Origin of the sequence: Pseudomonas sp. Irchel 3H7 (assembly GCF_900187605.1) — a bacterium.
Lineage (GTDB): Bacteria > Pseudomonadota > Gammaproteobacteria > Pseudomonadales > Pseudomonadaceae > Aquipseudomonas.
The window spans coordinates 669,677-684,600 of sequence record NZ_FYEA01000001.1; the positions used below are offsets into that span (position 1 = coordinate 669,677).

A 14,924-nucleotide genomic window follows, 5' to 3' on the forward strand; every position below is an offset into this window, starting at 1 on the left:
CATTCACCGTCCGTCACCCGAACCGAGCGTTTGAACACACCCCGTTACAAGCGACCTGAACCCCTCGCTTTTTTCGTCCGCTGCGACATTTTGTCCGAGGCTGATTTTGTCCTTACGCGGCGCATGGAAAGGCCGCAGAATCAGCGTTGGAAAGCATTGACCCAGGTCATGGCGCGTTGCAATGACCCCCTGCTCTCTGCATACTTGCGGCCGATTTTAATCCTAATAAAACACCCAAACCGTGGAACCTTAGAATGAGCACAGCAATCAGTCCGACTGCTTATAACTATAAGGTAGTCCGCCAGTTCGCCATCATGACGGTGGTCTGGGGGATCCTTGGCATGGGGCTCGGTGTCTTCATCGCCTCGCAACTGGTTTGGCCGGAGTTGAACTTCGGTCTGCCGTGGACGAGCTTTGGACGCCTGCGCCCGTTGCACACAAACCTGGTGATTTTCGCCTTCGGTGGTTGTGCACTGTTTGCCACTTCCTACTATGTCGTGCAGCGAACCTGCCAGACGCGACTGATTTCCGACAGCCTCGCCGCCTTCACCTTCTGGGGCTGGCAAGCGGTAATCGTCGGCGCGATCATTACCTTGCCGCTGGGTTACACCACCACCAAGGAATACGCGGAACTGGAATGGCCGATCGCCATTTTGCTGGCCATTGTCTGGGTCACCTACGGTCTGGTGTTCTTCGGCACCATTACCAAGCGCAAAACCAAACACATCTACGTGGGTAACTGGTTCTACGGTGCGTTCATCGTGGTCACGGCGATGCTGCACATCGTCAACCACATGTCGCTACCGGTGAACCTGTTCAAGTCCTACTCCGCCTACTCGGGCGCGACCGATGCGATGATCCAGTGGTGGTACGGCCACAACGCCGTAGGCTTCTTCCTCACCACCGGTTTCCTCGGGATGATGTACTACTTCGTGCCGAAACAGGCCGAACGTCCGATCTACTCCTATCGCTTGTCGATTGTGCACTTCTGGGCACTGATCACCCTGTACATCTGGGCCGGCCCGCACCACTTGCACTACACCGCCCTGCCGGATTGGGCACAATCGCTGGGCATGGCGATGTCGATCATCCTCCTGGCGCCAAGCTGGGGCGGCATGATCAACGGCATGATGACCCTGTCGGGCGCCTGGCATAAGCTGCGCACCGACCCGATCCTGCGCTTCCTTGTGGTCTCGCTGGCGTTCTACGGCATGTCGACCTTCGAAGGTCCGATGATGGCGATCAAGACCGTCAACTCGCTCTCGCACTACACCGACTGGACCATCGGCCACGTACACGCCGGCGCTCTGGGCTGGGTGGCGATGATCTCGATCGGCGCGATCTACCACATGATCCCGCGTCTGTTCGGCCGTGCGCAGATGCACAGTGTCGGCCTGATCAACGCGCACTTTTGGCTCGCGACCATCGGCACCGTGCTGTACATCGCGTCGATGTGGGTCAACGGCATCACTCAGGGCCTGATGTGGCGTGCAATCAACGACGACGGCACCCTCACCTACTCGTTCGTTGAAGCGCTGCAAGCCAGCCACCCGGGCTACATCGTCCGTGCGCTGGGCGGTGCATTCTTCGCCAGCGGCATGTTCCTGATGGCTTACAACGTCTGGCGCACCGTGCGCGCCTCGAACCCGGCTGAAGCCGAAGCCGCTGCCCAGATCGCTGTCGTTGGAGCTCACTGATGAAGCATGAAGCTGTCGAGAAGAATATTGGCCTGCTGGCCTTCTTCATGGTCATCGCCGTCAGCGTTGGCGGCCTGACCCAAATCGTTCCGCTGTTTTTCCAGGACGTCACCAACAAGCCGGTCGAAGGCATGAAGCCGCGTTCGGCGCTGGAACTGGAAGGCCGCGACGTTTACATCGCCAACGGTTGTGTCGGCTGCCACTCGCAGATGATCCGTCCGTTCCGCGCCGAAACCGAACGCTATGGCCACTACTCGGTCGCCGGTGAAAGCGTCTGGGATCACCCGTTCCTGTGGGGTTCCAAACGTACCGGTCCGGATCTGGCTCGCGTCGGTGGTCGTTACTCCGATGACTGGCAACGTGCGCACTTGTACAACCCGCGCAACGTGGTGCCTGAGTCGAAAATGCCGGCTTACCCGTTCCTCGTGGAAAACAAGCTCGACGGCAAGGAAACCGCCAAGAAAATGGAGGTTTTGCGCACCCTCGGCGTCCCTTACACCGACGAAGACATCGCCGGTGCACAGGATGCCGTGAAGGGCAAAACCGAAATGGACGCGCTGGTGGCCTATCTGCAAGGCCTGGGCACCATCATCAAAAGCAAACGGTGAATCAGATGGATATCGGGATGATTCGTGGCCTGGGCACCGTTGTTGTGATGGTGGCCTTCATCGGTCTGGCGCTGTGGGTGTTCAGCCCCAAGCGCAAGTCGGAGTTTGAAGACGCGACCTTGCTGCCTTTCGCGGATGATCCCGAAGCCATCAAGCACGTCGAGCAAGCTTCTAGGAGTAACAAAGAATGACTACATTCTGGAGTCTGTACGTCACAGTCCTCAGTCTCGGTACGATCTTCGCCCTGACCTGGCTGCTGCTGTCGACCCGCAAGGGCCAGCGCAGCGAGCAGACGGACGAGACGGTCGGGCATTCCTTCGACGGAATCGAGGAGTACGACAACCCACTGCCGAAATGGTGGTTCATGCTGTTTGTCGGCACCATCATTTTTGCCCTGGGTTACCTGGTGCTGTACCCGGGTTTGGGCAACTGGAAAGGCCTGCTGCCGGGCTATAACTACCTCGATAACGACAAGCAGACTGCGTTCGCCAACGGCCAGACCGGCTGGACCGGCGTGCACGAGTGGGAAAAGGAAATGGCTCGCTCGGACGCCAAGTTCGGTCCGATCTTCGCCAAATTCGCTGCCATGCCAATCGAAGAAGTCGCCAAGGATCCGCAAGCACTGAAGATGGGCGGCCGTCTGTTCGCCTCCAACTGCTCGGTGTGCCACGGTTCCGACGCCAAGGGTGCCTACGGTTTTCCTAACCTGACCGACGCCGACTGGCGCTGGGGCGGCGAGCCGGAAACCATCAAGACCACCATCATGGGCGGTCGTCACGCGGTGATGCCGGCCTGGGCGGAAGTCATTGGTGAGCAAGGCGTTGCCGACGTGGCAGCGTTTGTCGTGACCAATCTGGATGGGCGCAAACTGCCGGAAGGCACCAAGGCTGATCCGGCCAATGGCGGCAAACTGTTCGCCGCCAACTGCGTGGCCTGCCACGGTCCGGCCGGCAAAGGCACTCCCGCCATGGGCGCGCCTGACCTGACCCACCCGGGTGCGTTCATCTACGGTTCGAGCTTCGCGCAACTGCAGCAGACCATTCGTTACGGCCGTCAGGGTCAGATGCCTGCGCAGGAACAACTGCAAGGCAACGATAAGGTGCACCTGCTGGCGGCGTATGTTTACAGCCTGTCCCACGGTGAAAAAGCACCGGAAGCGAACGCCGAGTAAGGCCATCGCTTGAAACAGAAAAGGCCCCGCCAATCTTGATTGGCGGGGCCTTTTTTCATGCTGGCATTCATGACTTGAAACGTTTGCTCAATAGACCTGAGGAAAGGTGCCCTGTAGGTTTTTATCACCCCGATGAGCAGCATCGGGTCAACCTTCAAGGATGAAGCCTACATGTCAAAAAATGACGAAAACACATTGCCAAAACGTTTGCAGCCCTGCCCTGATCATCACGCAACACCGGTAAAAACGCCTGCTGCGCCCGCACGCTCAACATCGCCAGACACCATGGACCATCCAGGTAACGGGGGCGGTCTGGACGGTCTCGGCGGCGGGCGATTGCCCTGACGCGGAGCAGCAAAACACAGCGAAAATTTGCCCAATACCCAGCGCCTCTGCCTTCTGGCAGGGGCGCTTTCGCCGGTGCCGTTATGACAGTGATAAACCGATCGTCCGCAACCCGCCTTTTCGATTGCAGCGCAAACTTCAAGGTAGTAACGTTTCTACACCCGAATCACTGGAGGCCAAAAATGATGGCCATCACGACCATTTCCAGCCGCGAATTCAATCAGGACACCAGCGCTGCGAAAAAAGCCGCGCATCAGGGTCCGGTCATCATTACCGATCGTGGCAAGCCTGCCCATGTACTGCTGAGCATTGAGGAGTACCAGAAGCTGACCGGTAGCCAGGCGAGCATCGTCGATCTGCTGGTCATGCCGAATGCGTCTGACATCGAATTCGAAACCGAGCGCGCCGTCATCACTCCTCGTAGCGTGGATCTGTCCTGATGTTCCTACTCGATACCAATGTCGTTTCCGAGCTGCGAAAACCCCAAGCCGACCAGCACGTGGTGACATGGGCAAACAGCGTCGCCCCGGCCAGCCTGTATCTATCGGCAATTACCGTGCTGGAACTGGAAACCGGCATTCTGCGCATCGAACGCCGTGACCCGCCACAAGGAGCAAGGCTGCGTCACTGGCTCGAGCGTCACGTCAAACCCGCATTTTCGGGAAGAATCCTCTCGGTCGATAGCGCCGTCGCTACCCGATGCGCACAGTTGCATGTGCCTGATCGCAGCAATGAATGCGACGCCTTGATCGCCGCCACCGCGCTTGTACATGGGCTGACGTTGGTCACCCGTAATGTTGCCGATTTTCAACTCAGCGGCGTGCATCTGATCAATCCATGGACCTCTGCCAATCCCTGAATCCGAAAGCCCCGCCAGATCACTGGCGGGGCTTTGATCATGGACGGTTGGCAAAGATTGAATGCACCGCCGTGGTATCGATCAGCTTTCGATTGCGCCACTGATTGTTCCTCACCAGATAGACCTGCAACTGCTTGCGGTCCTCGGTAAAACTGGCAATCAGATAGGTTTGCTGAGACGTACTGCCGCTCAGGTACATGGGCACGCTCCCCTCCCAATAGGCATCACCGCCATCCTTATGCAAATGGCCAGCAAAGATCGCCGTCACTTGATATTTGTTGACCATGTCGTGAAAGCGTTTCTGCTGGGCCTGGGTCCCTTTGTGGTCCAGCGGCTTGTGCATATTGATGATGATCGCGTACCCCGAGGCTCGGGCCAGTCTCAGGTCCTTCTCGAGCCAGTCCAGTGCATGGTTGATTTCAAACGTCGTCGGGTTCAGTGGATGAGCGATCCGTGTGGTGTAAGTCGGCTCGTTATTGAGCTGAACCATATGAACTTCGCCGATATTTTTAGAGTAGGCAAGACTGCCGGAATACGTCTTGCCGAGAAATCCACTGGTGATATTCAGATCAAAGCTGTCCACCTTGCCTTCATGATGCTCCTTGAATTCGACGATACTTCCCGCCGCACAGCTATTGCTAAAACAATCATCAACATTGTTTTCATAATCGTGATTACCCAAGCCATACAAGTACTCACCCTTAAAGTACTTGTTCAACATATCTTTCATAAAAGACCGCTGCCAGCCATGACCGAAAGCGGTTATATCACCATTGATCATCAGTGGCACCTGGGCTTGCGAACCATGCTGATTTCTGAAATCAGCAATACTCGCAAGCTGACTGTCGACCAGCCACTTGGAGCGAACTTCGAATTCCGAGTCGGATTCGGGATCACGGTTATCTGTCTTGTCGGTCCAGGGATATTGAGTATCCGAGGCAAACACCATGTGTTTCGGGGTTCCAGTCACAGCCTGAGCGGAGACGACCGAAGCCCATAAACAAACCCCCAGCACTATGCTTGTAAACTTATTGAAAGCCATACTTATAATTCCATTTAAATTAATCAAATACACGCGAACACGTTTTCGCGACAACAGAACTTATTAGAAAAAACAGAAAACCTCAAAGCACCAAGCCACAACAATCAAGTAGATATGTTTCCGACACAAAAAAACTTACAACAATGCCTGATGCAAAAAGCAATGTTCAACGTTGCGCCTTTAACTATTCATTCGGAATCTTGTGCAATTGATAACCTGAAGATGACATCGTCCATGCTCGCCGCCCTCAAGTCGGTCCGGTTTTTTCACGGCTTGCAGTGGCAATCGCATCGAACTGATCCGCCCTGAACAACAATGGATTAGCCGCTGCGCCAAAACCGTCCATACTCAACAAGTCAATTGACCTGCATCAGGCTTTACTGCATTCGCTACACCATTCAGGCTTTTTACCCAACGCGACCAAAGGTCGCACCCTTGACCCAGAGCGACCGGCGTATCATTGCGCCACTGCAACACCCCTTTTTGACCTTGGTTGGCACGTATCGACCGAGGCATTTTTCCACTGCCGTGGGATGCAATGATGAGCAATCAGATTCCGGTACACGACGTCACACCACCAAGCAAAAACGCGAACAACAGCGTTGACCTTTACGCCTCCAGAGAAAAAATCTACACCCGTGCCTTCACCGGCCTGTTCCGCAATCTGCGGATGATGGGCGGCGCCGCGTTGTTCCTGCTGTATTTCGGCACGGTTTGGCTGAACTGGGGCGGCCATCAGGCCGTGTGGTGGAATCTGCCGGAGCGCAAGTTCTTCATTTTTGGCGCCACCTTCTGGCCGCAGGACTTCATCCTGCTCTCAGGCCTGTTGATCATTGCCGCGTTCGGTCTGTTCTTCATCACCGTGTATGCCGGGCGCGTCTGGTGCGGTTACACCTGTCCACAAAGCGTGTGGACGTGGATTTTCATGTGGTGCGAGAAGGTCACCGAAGGCGACCGCAACCAGCGCATCAAGCTCGACAAGGCGCCGATGAGCGCCAACAAGTTGCTGCGCAAAGCCGCGAAACACTCGATGTGGCTGCTGATCGGTTTTGTCACCGGCATGACCTTCGTCGGCTACTTCTCGCCAATCCGCGAACTGGTCTTCGAGTTCTTCACCGGCCAGGCTGATGGCTGGTCGTATTTCTGGGTCGGTTTCTTCACCCTCGCCACCTACGGCAACGCCGGCTGGTTGCGCGAGCAGGTGTGCATCTACATGTGTCCGTATGCGCGTTTCCAGAGCGTGATGTTCGACAAGGACACGCTGATTGTTTCGTACGACCCGCGTCGCGGCGAAAGCCGTGGCCCGCGCAAGAAAGGCATCGATTACAAGGCCCAAGGCCTCGGTGACTGCATCGACTGCACCATGTGTGTGCAGGTCTGCCCGACCGGTATCGACATCCGCGATGGTCTGCAAATCGAGTGCATCGGCTGCGCCGCGTGTATCGATGCCTGCGACAGCATCATGGACAAAATGGACTACCCGCGTGGGTTGATCAGCTACACCACCGAACACAACCTGTCCGGGCAGAAAACCCATAAACTGCGGCCACGCCTGATCGGCTACGCCGTGGTGCTGCTGGCGATGATCAGCCTGTTGGTCACCGCGTTCTTCATGCGTTCGCTGGTCGGTTTTGACGTCAGCAAGGACCGCGTGCTGTACCGCGAGAACGCCGAAGGCCGGATCGAAAACGTCTACAGCCTGAAGATCATGAACAAGGATCAGCGCGACCACACCTACGTGCTGGAAGCCAGCGGTTTGCCGGATCTGCGCTTGCAAGGCAAGCGCGAGATCAAGGTCGCGGCCGGCGATATCGTCAGCATGCCGGTCGAGTTGTCGAGCGCACCGGAACAACTGCCGTCAAGCACCAACGAGGTGAAATTCCTCCTCAAGGATGCCGATGACGACAGCGTCCACGTTGAAGCCAAGAGCCGATTCATCGGCCCACAAATCCGTTGAGAGAACTGAACATGCCCGCAGCAAACGCCGCAAGTCCCTGGTACAAGCACCTTTGGCCATGGATCATCATCGGGATTCTGGCCTGTTCGGTGACCCTGACCCTGTCCATGGTGACCATCGCGGTGAACAACCCGGACAACCTCGTCAACGATAACTATTACGAGGCCGGCAAAGGCATCAACCGTTCGCTGGACCGTGAACTGTTGGCGCAGACTCTGAAGATGCGTGCGGCGGTGCATCTGGATGGCGTGACCGGTGAAGTCGATTTGCGCTTGAGCGGTGACAGTCAGCCGAAAACACTGGAGTTGAACCTGATTTCGCCGACGCAGCCGGAGAAAGATCGCAAGATCGTGTTGACCCGCAGCGAAACTGAAACCGGGCGTTACATCGGTCAATTGGGTGACAAGGTCGAAGGTCGCCGGTTTGTCGAATTGCTCGGCAGTCAGGATGATCACGTGTGGCGCATGTTCGAGGAAGAGCTGGTGAGCCATGACAAGGATCTGTTGCTCGGTGATGAGCCGCTGCAAGGTGCCGAAGACTTGAAGAAGTAAACAACTTCAAAAGCCCCCTCACCCTAGCCCTCTCCCCCAGGAGAGGGAACTGATCTTGAGCGTTTGCACGTTTAGTGTATGACAGTGAAAATCCAGGCTCACACCGATCGGCTCCTTCTCCCTCCAGGAGAGGGAACTGATCTTGAGCGTTTGCACGTTTTGTGTATGACAGTGAAAATCCAGGCTCACACCGATCGGCTCCTTCTCCCTCCGGGAGAGGGAACTGATCTCGAGCGTTTGCACGTTTTGTGTATGACAGTGAAAATCCAGGCTCACACTGATCGGCTCCCTCTCCCTCCGGGAGAGGGCTGGGGTGAGGGCAAGCGGACAACCCTAATGCAAGGGCTTAACCCCTCAACGATGCCATGACCACCCCACTCCCCTGCTACCACTGCGCCCTGCCCGTTCCGTCCGGCAGCCGCTTCACCGCTGTTGTACTCGGGCAATCCCGCGAATTCTGCTGCCCGGGTTGTCAGGCCGTGGCTGAAGCGATCGTCGCCGGTGGTCTGGAAAGCTATTACCAACACCGCAGCGAAGCCTCGGCCAACCCCGAAGCGCTGCCGGTGCAACTGACCGACGAACTCGCGCTGTACGACCGCGCCGATGTGCAGCAACCCTTCGTGCGCCACGAAGGCGAGCTGGCCGAAACCACCCTGTTGATGGAAGGCATCAGTTGCGCCGCCTGCGGCTGGCTGATCGAAAAGCACCTGCGCACGTTGCCAGCGGTGGCCGAGGCGCGACTGAACCTGTCCAACCATCGCCTGCACGTGCGCTGGGCCGACGCTCAACTGCCACTGAGCCAGATCCTCGCCGAACTGCGCCACATCGGCTACGCCGCCCACCCGTATCAGGCCGATCGCGCCAGCGAACAACTGGCCAGCGAAAACCGCCTCGCCCTGCGCCAGCTCGGCGTGGCCGGTTTGCTGTGGTTTCAGGCGATGATGGCAACCATGGCCACCTGGCCGGAGTTCAATATCGACCTCAGCCCCGAGCTGCACACAATCCTGCGCTGGGTCGCACTGTTCCTGACCACGCCGATTGTGTTCTACAGCTGCGCGCCGTTCTTCAAAGGCGCAATGCGCGACCTGCGCACGCGCCACCTGACCATGGATGTTTCGGTGTCGCTGGCGATCGGTAGCGCCTACATTGCCGGGATCTGGACGTCGATCACCGGCGTCGGCGAGTTGTATTTCGACGCGGTCGGGATGTTTGCGCTGTTCCTGCTTGCCGGGCGCTATCTGGAACGTCGTGCCCGCGAGCGCACTGCCGCCGCGACGGCGCAGCTTGTGAATCTATTGCCGGCTTCGTGCCTGCGTCTGGATGCCGCCGGTCAGAGCGAACGTATCCTGCTCAACGAGCTACGCCTCGGCGACCGGATTCTGGTGCAGGCGGGTTCGATCCTGCCGGCGGACGGCAAGATCATCGACGGCCAGTCGAGCATCGACGAATCACTGCTGACCGGCGAATACCTGCCACAACCGCGCGTGCTCGGCGATGTAGTCACCGCTGGCACGCTCAACGTCGAGGGCGCGCTGACCGTGGAAGTGCAGGCGCTGGGCCAAGACACGCGCCTGTCGGCCATTGTCCGTCTGCTCGACCGCGCCCAGGCAGAGAAACCGCGACTGGCGGAAATCGCCGACCGCGCCGCGCAATGGTTCCTGCTGCTATCACTGATCGCCGCAGCCGCCATTGGCCTGCTCTGGTGGGAGCTGGATTCATCTCGGGCGTTCTGGATTGTCCTGGCCATGCTCGTCGCCACCTGCCCGTGCGCCCTGTCGCTAGCGACGCCGACCGCGCTCACGGCCGCCACCGGTACCTTGCACAAACTTGGGTTGCTGCTGACTCGCGGCCATGTGCTGGAAGGCCTGAATCAGATCGACACAGTGATCTTCGACAAAACCGGCACCCTCACCGAAGGGCGACTGGTGCTGCGTTCGATTCGCCCACTTGCGGCGCTCGACAGTGATCAATGTCTGAGCCTCGCCGCCGCTTTGGAAAACCGTTCGGAGCACCCGATCGCCCGCGCTTTCGGCCGTGCGCCGCTGGCCGCCGAAGACGTCCACAGCACGCCGGGGCTTGGCCTCGAAGGTCTGGTGGGTGGGCAGCGTTTGCGCATCGGCCAGGCGGAGTTTGTCTGCGCCCTCAGCGGCACTGCAACACCGTCGATGCCGAACGAGGCCGGCCAATGGCTGCTGCTTGCCGACACTCAGGGGCCACTGGCCTGGTTCGTCCTCGATGATCGCCTGCGCGACGATGCCCCTGCCCTGCTCGCCGCCTGCAAGGCACGCGGCTGGCGCACATTGCTGTTGTCCGGCGACAGCTCGCCGATGGTTGCCAGCGTTGCCGCTGAACTCGGTATCGACGAAGCCCGTGGCGGCTTGCGCCCGGACGACAAACTGCAAGTCCTGCAGCAACTGCACAAGGAAGGTCGCAAAGTGCTGATGCTTGGCGACGGCGTCAATGATGTACCGGTGCTCGCGGCGGCCGACATCAGTGTCGCCATGGGTTCGGCCACCGATCTGGCGAAAACCAGTGCTGATGCGGTGCTGCTGTCCAACCGCCTCGACGCCTTGGTGCAGGCGTTCACCCTCGCGCGCCGCACCCGTCGGGTAATCATCGAGAACCTGCTGTGGGCGGCGCTGTACAATGGCCTCATGTTGCCGTTCGCCGCCCTCGGCTGGATCACTCCGGTGTGGGCCGCCGTCGGCATGTCGATCAGTTCGTTGACCGTGGTGCTCAACGCGCTGCGCCTGACTCGCTTGCCGAGTCCGCCGCCCGCCAGCACCCGATCGCACACCCGCCCGCTGCCGGCCTGAGCCGCGCGGGCGCCTGGAGTACAGATGCCAGCTCTTTACGTGATGATTCCGGCCGCGCTGCTGATCGTGGCCATCGCCGTGTACATCTTTTTCTGGGCGGTGGACAGCGGTCAGTACGACGACCTCGACGGCCCGGCGCACAGCATCCTCTTCGATGATCAGGATCCGAACCACACCGCCGCCGTGGACGAAGCCAATTCCAACAAACCCGACGACAAGGCCCCACCCCATGCTTGAACTGGCGCCCTTGCTGGTCTCGGCATTGATCCTCGGCCTGCTCGGTGGCGGTCATTGTTTGGGCATGTGCGGCGGTTTGATGGGCGCGCTGACCCTGGCGATTCCCAAGGAACAGCGCAGCCGCCGCTTTCGTTTGCTGCTGGCGTACAACCTTGGGCGAATTCTCAGTTATGCCACGGCGGGCCTGCTGATCGGCTTGGCCGGGTGGGCGGTGGCGAACAGTCCGGCGGCGCTGTTCATGCGTGTGCTGGCCGGGTTGTTGTTGATTGCCATGGGTTTGTATCTGGCCGGCTGGTGGAGCGGGCTGACGCGCATTGAAAGTTTGGGGCGCGGTCTGTGGCGCTACATTCAGCCGGTCGCCAATCGCTTGCTGCCAGTGTCGAGTCTGCCTCGCGCGCTATTGCTTGGCGCGTTGTGGGGCTGGCTGCCGTGTGGGCTGGTTTACAGCACATTGCTGTGGTCGGCGAGTCAGGGCAATGCGCTGGACAGTGCGTTGCTGATGCTTGCGTTTGGCCTCGGCACCTGGCCGGTTTTGCTCGCCACGGGCCTTGCGGCAGAACGCGTCACGGCCATTTTGCGCAAACGCAGCGTGCGCATGGCCGGTGGATTGCTGGTGATTCTGTTTGGTATCTGGACATTGCCCGGCCCTCATCAGCATTGGCTCATGGGCCATTAAGATCAGAAGATCGCAGCCTTCGGCAGCTCCTACCTTTGGAATGCGTTTCCCTGTAGGAGCTGCCGAAGGCTGCGATCTTTTGATCTTATGCTGTTGATGCAAATCAAGAGCCCCATCGCCGCCCCCCGATAGACTCGCTCACACTGCCAGCCTATCCGGGGGAATGCCCGCATGCTCGACGCCATTCGTTGGGACTCTGATCTGATCCGCCGCTACGACCTGGCGGGGCCGCGCTACACCTCGTATCCGACCGCCGTGCAATTTCACAGTCAGGTCGGCACGTTCGACTTGTTCCATGCCCTGCGCGACAGCCGCAAGGCTCTGCGCCCCTTGTCGCTGTACGTGCATGTGCCGTTCTGCGCGAACATTTGCTACTACTGCGCGTGCAACAAGGTCATCACCAAGGATCGCGGCCGCGCGCTGCCCTACCTGCAGCGGCTGGAGCAGGAAATCCAGTTGATCGCCTGCCATCTCGACCCGGCCCAGAAAGTCGAGCAATTGCACTTTGGCGGCGGCACCCCGACCTTCCTCAGCCATGACGAACTGCGCCAGTTGATGGCGCACCTGCGCAAGCACTTCAATCTGCTGGACGACGACTCCGGCGACTACGGTATCGAGATCGATCCGCGCGAAGCCGACTGGTCGACCATGGGCCTGCTGCGCGAACTCGGCTTCAACCGAGTCAGCATCGGCCTGCAAGACCTCGATCCGGCGGTGCAGCGCGCGGTCAATCGCCTGCAAAGTCTGGAAGAAACCCGCGCAGTGATCGATGCGGCGCGCACCCTGCAATTTCGCTCGATCAATATCGACTTGATTTACGGCTTGCCCAAGCAGACCCCGGAAAACTTCGCCCGCACCGTTGAAGAGGTCATCAGCCTGCAACCGGACCGACTCTCGGTGTTCAACTATGCACACCTGCCGGAGCGCTTCATGCCGCAGCGGCGGATCAATGGCAATGAGTTGCCGGCGCCGGCGCAGAAGCTGGAAATGCTCGAGCGCACCATCGAACAACTGACCGCCGCCGGCTATCGCTACATCGGCATGGATCACTTCGCGCTGCCTGACGATGAACTGGCGATTGCTCAGGAAGAGCAGACTCTGCAACGCAACTTCCAGGGATACACCACCCACGGTCATTGCGATTTGATTGGTCTGGGGGTGTCGGCCATCAGCCAGATCGGCGACCTGTACTGCCAGAACAGCAGCGACCTCAACGAGTACCAGAACACCCTCGCCGCTGCGCAACTGGCAACCAGCAGGGGCTTGGTTTGCAACGCCGATGATCGTCTGCGGCGTGCGGTGATCCAGCAACTGATCTGCAATTTCAGTCTGGAATTCGCCGAGATCGAGCAGCAGTTCAACATCGATTTTCAGGGTTACTTCGGTGCACTGTGGCCGCAGCTGCAAGGCATGGCCAGCGATGGCCTGATTGAGCTGGATCGCGAGCGGATCGCCGTGTTGCCGGCGGGGCGCCTGCTGGTGCGCTCAGTGTGCATGGTGTTCGATGCGTATCTGGAACAGCAAAACCGCCAGCGGTTTTCGCGGGTGATCTAGTTTTTCGTCAGCAACGAACCGACTTTCATATTCTGATCCGCCGTCAGGCCCGACTGCCCCACCACTTTGGACAAGGCCAGGTTGGCGGTGATCAGACCCGTATTCAACGCGGCGATGGCGCCGCGCAGAGCGGCCACCTTGATGATCTTTTCTTCGTTGGAAAGGCGCTTGTCGGCCATGACCGCTTCGATGAGCGCCTTTTTCTCGGCAATCTGCTTTTGCAATTTGCGGATCATTTTCAGCAATTGCTGGATGTTCTCCGGCAAGCCGCTGTCTTCGATGTCGCTGTTTTCGCCACCAGTACTGGCAGCCTTTTCAATCGATGCACCGGACAGCGACACTTTGACGCCCTCGACCAAGGTCGGGGTTGCCTCTCCGGACGAACCCGGGTCGCGTGCATTGCCTGACGCCGCTTTAAACGTTTCCGGCACTGCCGCAACGTCGCTGTTACCGGGGCCCAGCGTGCCAATGACGGCCATCGATTCGTTCCTTGTATGCACTTTGATACCTGTTTATCGGCTGCTGGCCCTGTGGCTTTACGCCTGTAGGGCAAAGTCGCCCCAGACTGGCCTGAATGTCCTCCCGTGAGTTACCCTTACGGCTTATGTGTGTTTTCCCACAAGGATTTAAGAAATGTCCGAGCCAGTTAAACTGCGCGCTCACAACCAGGCCCATTGCAAGGATTGCAGCCTGGCCCCTCTCTGCCTGCCACTTTCTCTGAATCTGGAAGACATGGATGCGCTGGACGAAATCGTTAAACGCGGCCGCCCGCTGAAAAAGGGCGAGTTCCTGTTCCGCCAGGGCGACACGTTCGATTCCGTTTATGCAGTACGCTCCGGCGCCCTGAAGACCTTCAGCCTGAGCGACAGCGGCGAAGAACAGCTCACCGGTTTCCACCTGCCGAGCGAACTGGTCGGCCTGTCCGGCATGGACACCGAGAAGCATCCGGTCTCCGCCCAAGCGCTGGAAACCACCTCGGTCTGCGAAATCCCGTTTGAACGCCTTGACGAGTTGGCCCTGCAACTGCCGCAGCTGCGCCGCCAGTTGATGCGCGTGATGAGCCGGGAAATCCGCGATGACCAGCAAATGATGTTGCTGCTGTCGAAGAAAACCGCCGACGAGCGCATCGCCACGTTCCTGGTCAACCTGTCGGCTCGCTTCCGCGCTCGCGGTTTTTCCGCCAACCAGTTCCGCCTGAGCATGTCGCGCAATGAAATCGGTAACTACCTCGGTCTGGCGGTAGAAACCGTGTCCCGCGTCTTCACCCGTTTCCAGCAGAACGAACTGATCGCCGCCGAGGGCAAGGAGATTCATATCCTCGACCCGATCCAGCTCTGCGCGCTGGCCGGTGGCTCGATCGAAGGCTGATCTCGATCCGCGGTTGAGCGAAGCGTTTCAGCCGCGGGTATAC

15 protein-coding genes are annotated in these 14,924 nt (G+C 58.9%); 13 read left to right on the forward strand and 2 right to left on the reverse strand.

Translation table 11 applies throughout. From position 1 onward, the window contains the following. Positions 1 to 254: 254 nt before the first annotated feature. The 6 genes from ccoN to CKW38_RS03160 all read left to right on the forward strand — a co-directional run bounded on the left by ccoN (position 255) and on the right by CKW38_RS03160 (position 4,680). Positions 255 to 1,697, forward strand: a complete 1,443-nt coding sequence (gene ccoN, locus CKW38_RS03135) for a cytochrome-c oxidase, cbb3-type subunit I (protein ID WP_007917159.1) — start codon at positions 255 to 257, stop codon at positions 1,695 to 1,697. Further along, positions 1,697 to 2,305, forward strand: a complete 609-nt coding sequence (ccoO, locus tag CKW38_RS03140; protein WP_007917161.1) for a cytochrome-c oxidase, cbb3-type subunit II — start codon at positions 1,697 to 1,699, stop codon at positions 2,303 to 2,305. Before ccoN ends, ccoO begins: the two co-directional genes overlap by 1 nt. 5 nt (positions 2,306 to 2,310) lie before the next feature. After that, entirely contained in the window at positions 2,311 to 2,496 is a 186-nt protein-coding gene (locus CKW38_RS03145; protein WP_003175465.1) for a CcoQ/FixQ family Cbb3-type cytochrome c oxidase assembly chaperone, read from the forward strand. Next, positions 2,493 to 3,476, forward strand: a complete 984-nt coding sequence (gene ccoP / locus CKW38_RS03150; protein ID WP_007917163.1) for a cytochrome-c oxidase, cbb3-type subunit III — start codon at positions 2,493 to 2,495, stop codon at positions 3,474 to 3,476. Before CKW38_RS03145 ends, ccoP begins: the two co-directional genes overlap by 4 nt. A gap of 530 nt (positions 3,477 to 4,006) precedes the next feature. Next, entirely contained in the window at positions 4,007 to 4,261 is a 255-nt protein-coding gene (locus tag CKW38_RS03155; protein WP_042705038.1) for a type II toxin-antitoxin system Phd/YefM family antitoxin, read from the forward strand. Then, positions 4,261 to 4,680, forward strand: coding sequence for a type II toxin-antitoxin system VapC family toxin (locus tag CKW38_RS03160; protein ID WP_007917175.1), 420 nt, complete (start codon positions 4,261 to 4,263; stop codon positions 4,678 to 4,680). Before CKW38_RS03155 ends, CKW38_RS03160 begins: the two co-directional genes overlap by 1 nt. Positions 4,681 to 4,717: 37 nt before the next feature. Here the strand turns inward: CKW38_RS03160 and CKW38_RS03165 are convergent, their stop codons facing one another. Then, the gene (locus CKW38_RS03165) at positions 4,718 to 5,722 is read right to left on the reverse strand and encodes a metallophosphoesterase (RefSeq protein ID WP_007917177.1); all 1,005 of its coding nucleotides are present in this window, start codon (positions 5,720 to 5,722) and stop codon (positions 4,718 to 4,720) included. 541 nt (positions 5,723 to 6,263) lie between these two features. Between CKW38_RS03165 and ccoG the strand changes: the two genes are divergently transcribed. The 6 genes from ccoG (at position 6,264) to hemN (ending at position 13,513) form a co-directional block, all read left to right on the forward strand. After that, on the forward strand, positions 6,264 to 7,679 hold the full coding sequence (ccoG, locus tag CKW38_RS03170) for a cytochrome c oxidase accessory protein CcoG (protein WP_007917180.1): 1,416 nt from the start codon (positions 6,264 to 6,266) through the stop codon (positions 7,677 to 7,679). Positions 7,680 to 7,690: 11 nt separating this feature from the next. Beyond that, the gene (locus CKW38_RS03175) at positions 7,691 to 8,230 is read left to right on the forward strand and encodes a FixH family protein (RefSeq protein WP_007917181.1); all 540 of its coding nucleotides are present in this window, start codon (positions 7,691 to 7,693) and stop codon (positions 8,228 to 8,230) included. A gap of 365 nt (positions 8,231 to 8,595) precedes the next feature. Beyond that, on the forward strand, positions 8,596 to 11,046 hold the full coding sequence (locus tag CKW38_RS03185) for a heavy metal translocating P-type ATPase (RefSeq protein WP_095111801.1): 2,451 nt from the start codon (positions 8,596 to 8,598) through the stop codon (positions 11,044 to 11,046). A gap of 24 nt (positions 11,047 to 11,070) precedes the next feature. Next, positions 11,071 to 11,283 (forward strand): cbb3-type cytochrome oxidase assembly protein CcoS, encoded by a 213-nt coding sequence (gene ccoS, locus CKW38_RS03190; RefSeq protein WP_007918328.1) that lies wholly within the window; start codon positions 11,071 to 11,073, stop codon positions 11,281 to 11,283. Next, positions 11,276 to 11,959, forward strand: coding sequence for a sulfite exporter TauE/SafE family protein (locus CKW38_RS03195; protein ID WP_016984739.1), 684 nt, complete (start codon positions 11,276 to 11,278; stop codon positions 11,957 to 11,959). Before ccoS ends, CKW38_RS03195 begins: the two co-directional genes overlap by 8 nt. 171 nt (positions 11,960 to 12,130) lie before the next feature. After that, a complete protein-coding gene (gene hemN, locus CKW38_RS03200) occupies positions 12,131 to 13,513 on the forward strand; it encodes an oxygen-independent coproporphyrinogen III oxidase (RefSeq protein WP_095111802.1) in 1,383 nt (460 codons plus the stop codon). Here hemN and CKW38_RS03205 read toward each other — a convergent pair. After that, positions 13,510 to 13,992 (reverse strand): hypothetical protein, encoded by a 483-nt coding sequence (locus CKW38_RS03205; protein ID WP_095111803.1) that lies wholly within the window; start codon positions 13,990 to 13,992, stop codon positions 13,510 to 13,512. The genes hemN and CKW38_RS03205 overlap by 4 nt on opposite strands. Positions 13,993 to 14,146: 154 nt before the next feature. On the opposite strand from CKW38_RS03205, the gene fnr reads away from it, so the two are divergent. Further along, complete coding sequence (gene fnr, locus CKW38_RS03210; protein WP_007918332.1) at positions 14,147 to 14,881, forward strand: fumarate/nitrate reduction transcriptional regulator Fnr; 735 nt, start codon at positions 14,147 to 14,149, stop codon at positions 14,879 to 14,881. Positions 14,882 to 14,924 lie beyond the last annotated feature (43 nt).

Excerpts from the sequence above, each read along its gene's own strand:
- ccoN (WP_007917159.1), top strand. The coding sequence starts at position 255 with ATGAGCACAGCAATCAGTCCGACTGCTTATAACTATAAGGTAGTCCGC.
- ccoO (WP_007917161.1), top strand. The coding sequence starts at position 1,697 with ATGAAGCATGAAGCTGTCGAGAAGAATATTGGCCTGCTGGCCTTCTTC.
- CKW38_RS03145 (WP_003175465.1), top strand. The coding sequence starts at position 2,311 with ATGGATATCGGGATGATTCGTGGCCTGGGCACCGTTGTTGTGATGGTG.
- ccoP (WP_007917163.1), top strand. The coding sequence starts at position 2,493 with ATGACTACATTCTGGAGTCTGTACGTCACAGTCCTCAGTCTCGGTACG.
- CKW38_RS03155 (WP_042705038.1), top strand. The coding sequence starts at position 4,007 with ATGGCCATCACGACCATTTCCAGCCGCGAATTCAATCAGGACACCAGC.
- CKW38_RS03160 (WP_007917175.1), top strand. The coding sequence starts at position 4,261 with ATGTTCCTACTCGATACCAATGTCGTTTCCGAGCTGCGAAAACCCCAA.
- CKW38_RS03165 (WP_007917177.1), bottom strand. The coding sequence starts at position 5,722 with ATGGCTTTCAATAAGTTTACAAGCATAGTGCTGGGGGTTTGTTTATGG.
- ccoG (WP_007917180.1), top strand. The coding sequence starts at position 6,264 with ATGAGCAATCAGATTCCGGTACACGACGTCACACCACCAAGCAAAAAC.
- CKW38_RS03175 (WP_007917181.1), top strand. The coding sequence starts at position 7,691 with ATGCCCGCAGCAAACGCCGCAAGTCCCTGGTACAAGCACCTTTGGCCA.
- CKW38_RS03185 (WP_095111801.1), top strand. The coding sequence starts at position 8,596 with ATGACCACCCCACTCCCCTGCTACCACTGCGCCCTGCCCGTTCCGTCC.
- ccoS (WP_007918328.1), top strand. The coding sequence starts at position 11,071 with ATGCCAGCTCTTTACGTGATGATTCCGGCCGCGCTGCTGATCGTGGCC.
- CKW38_RS03195 (WP_016984739.1), top strand. The coding sequence starts at position 11,276 with ATGCTTGAACTGGCGCCCTTGCTGGTCTCGGCATTGATCCTCGGCCTG.
- hemN (WP_095111802.1), top strand. The coding sequence starts at position 12,131 with ATGCTCGACGCCATTCGTTGGGACTCTGATCTGATCCGCCGCTACGAC.
- CKW38_RS03205 (WP_095111803.1), bottom strand. The coding sequence starts at position 13,992 with ATGGCCGTCATTGGCACGCTGGGCCCCGGTAACAGCGACGTTGCGGCA.
- fnr (WP_007918332.1), top strand. The coding sequence starts at position 14,147 with ATGTCCGAGCCAGTTAAACTGCGCGCTCACAACCAGGCCCATTGCAAG.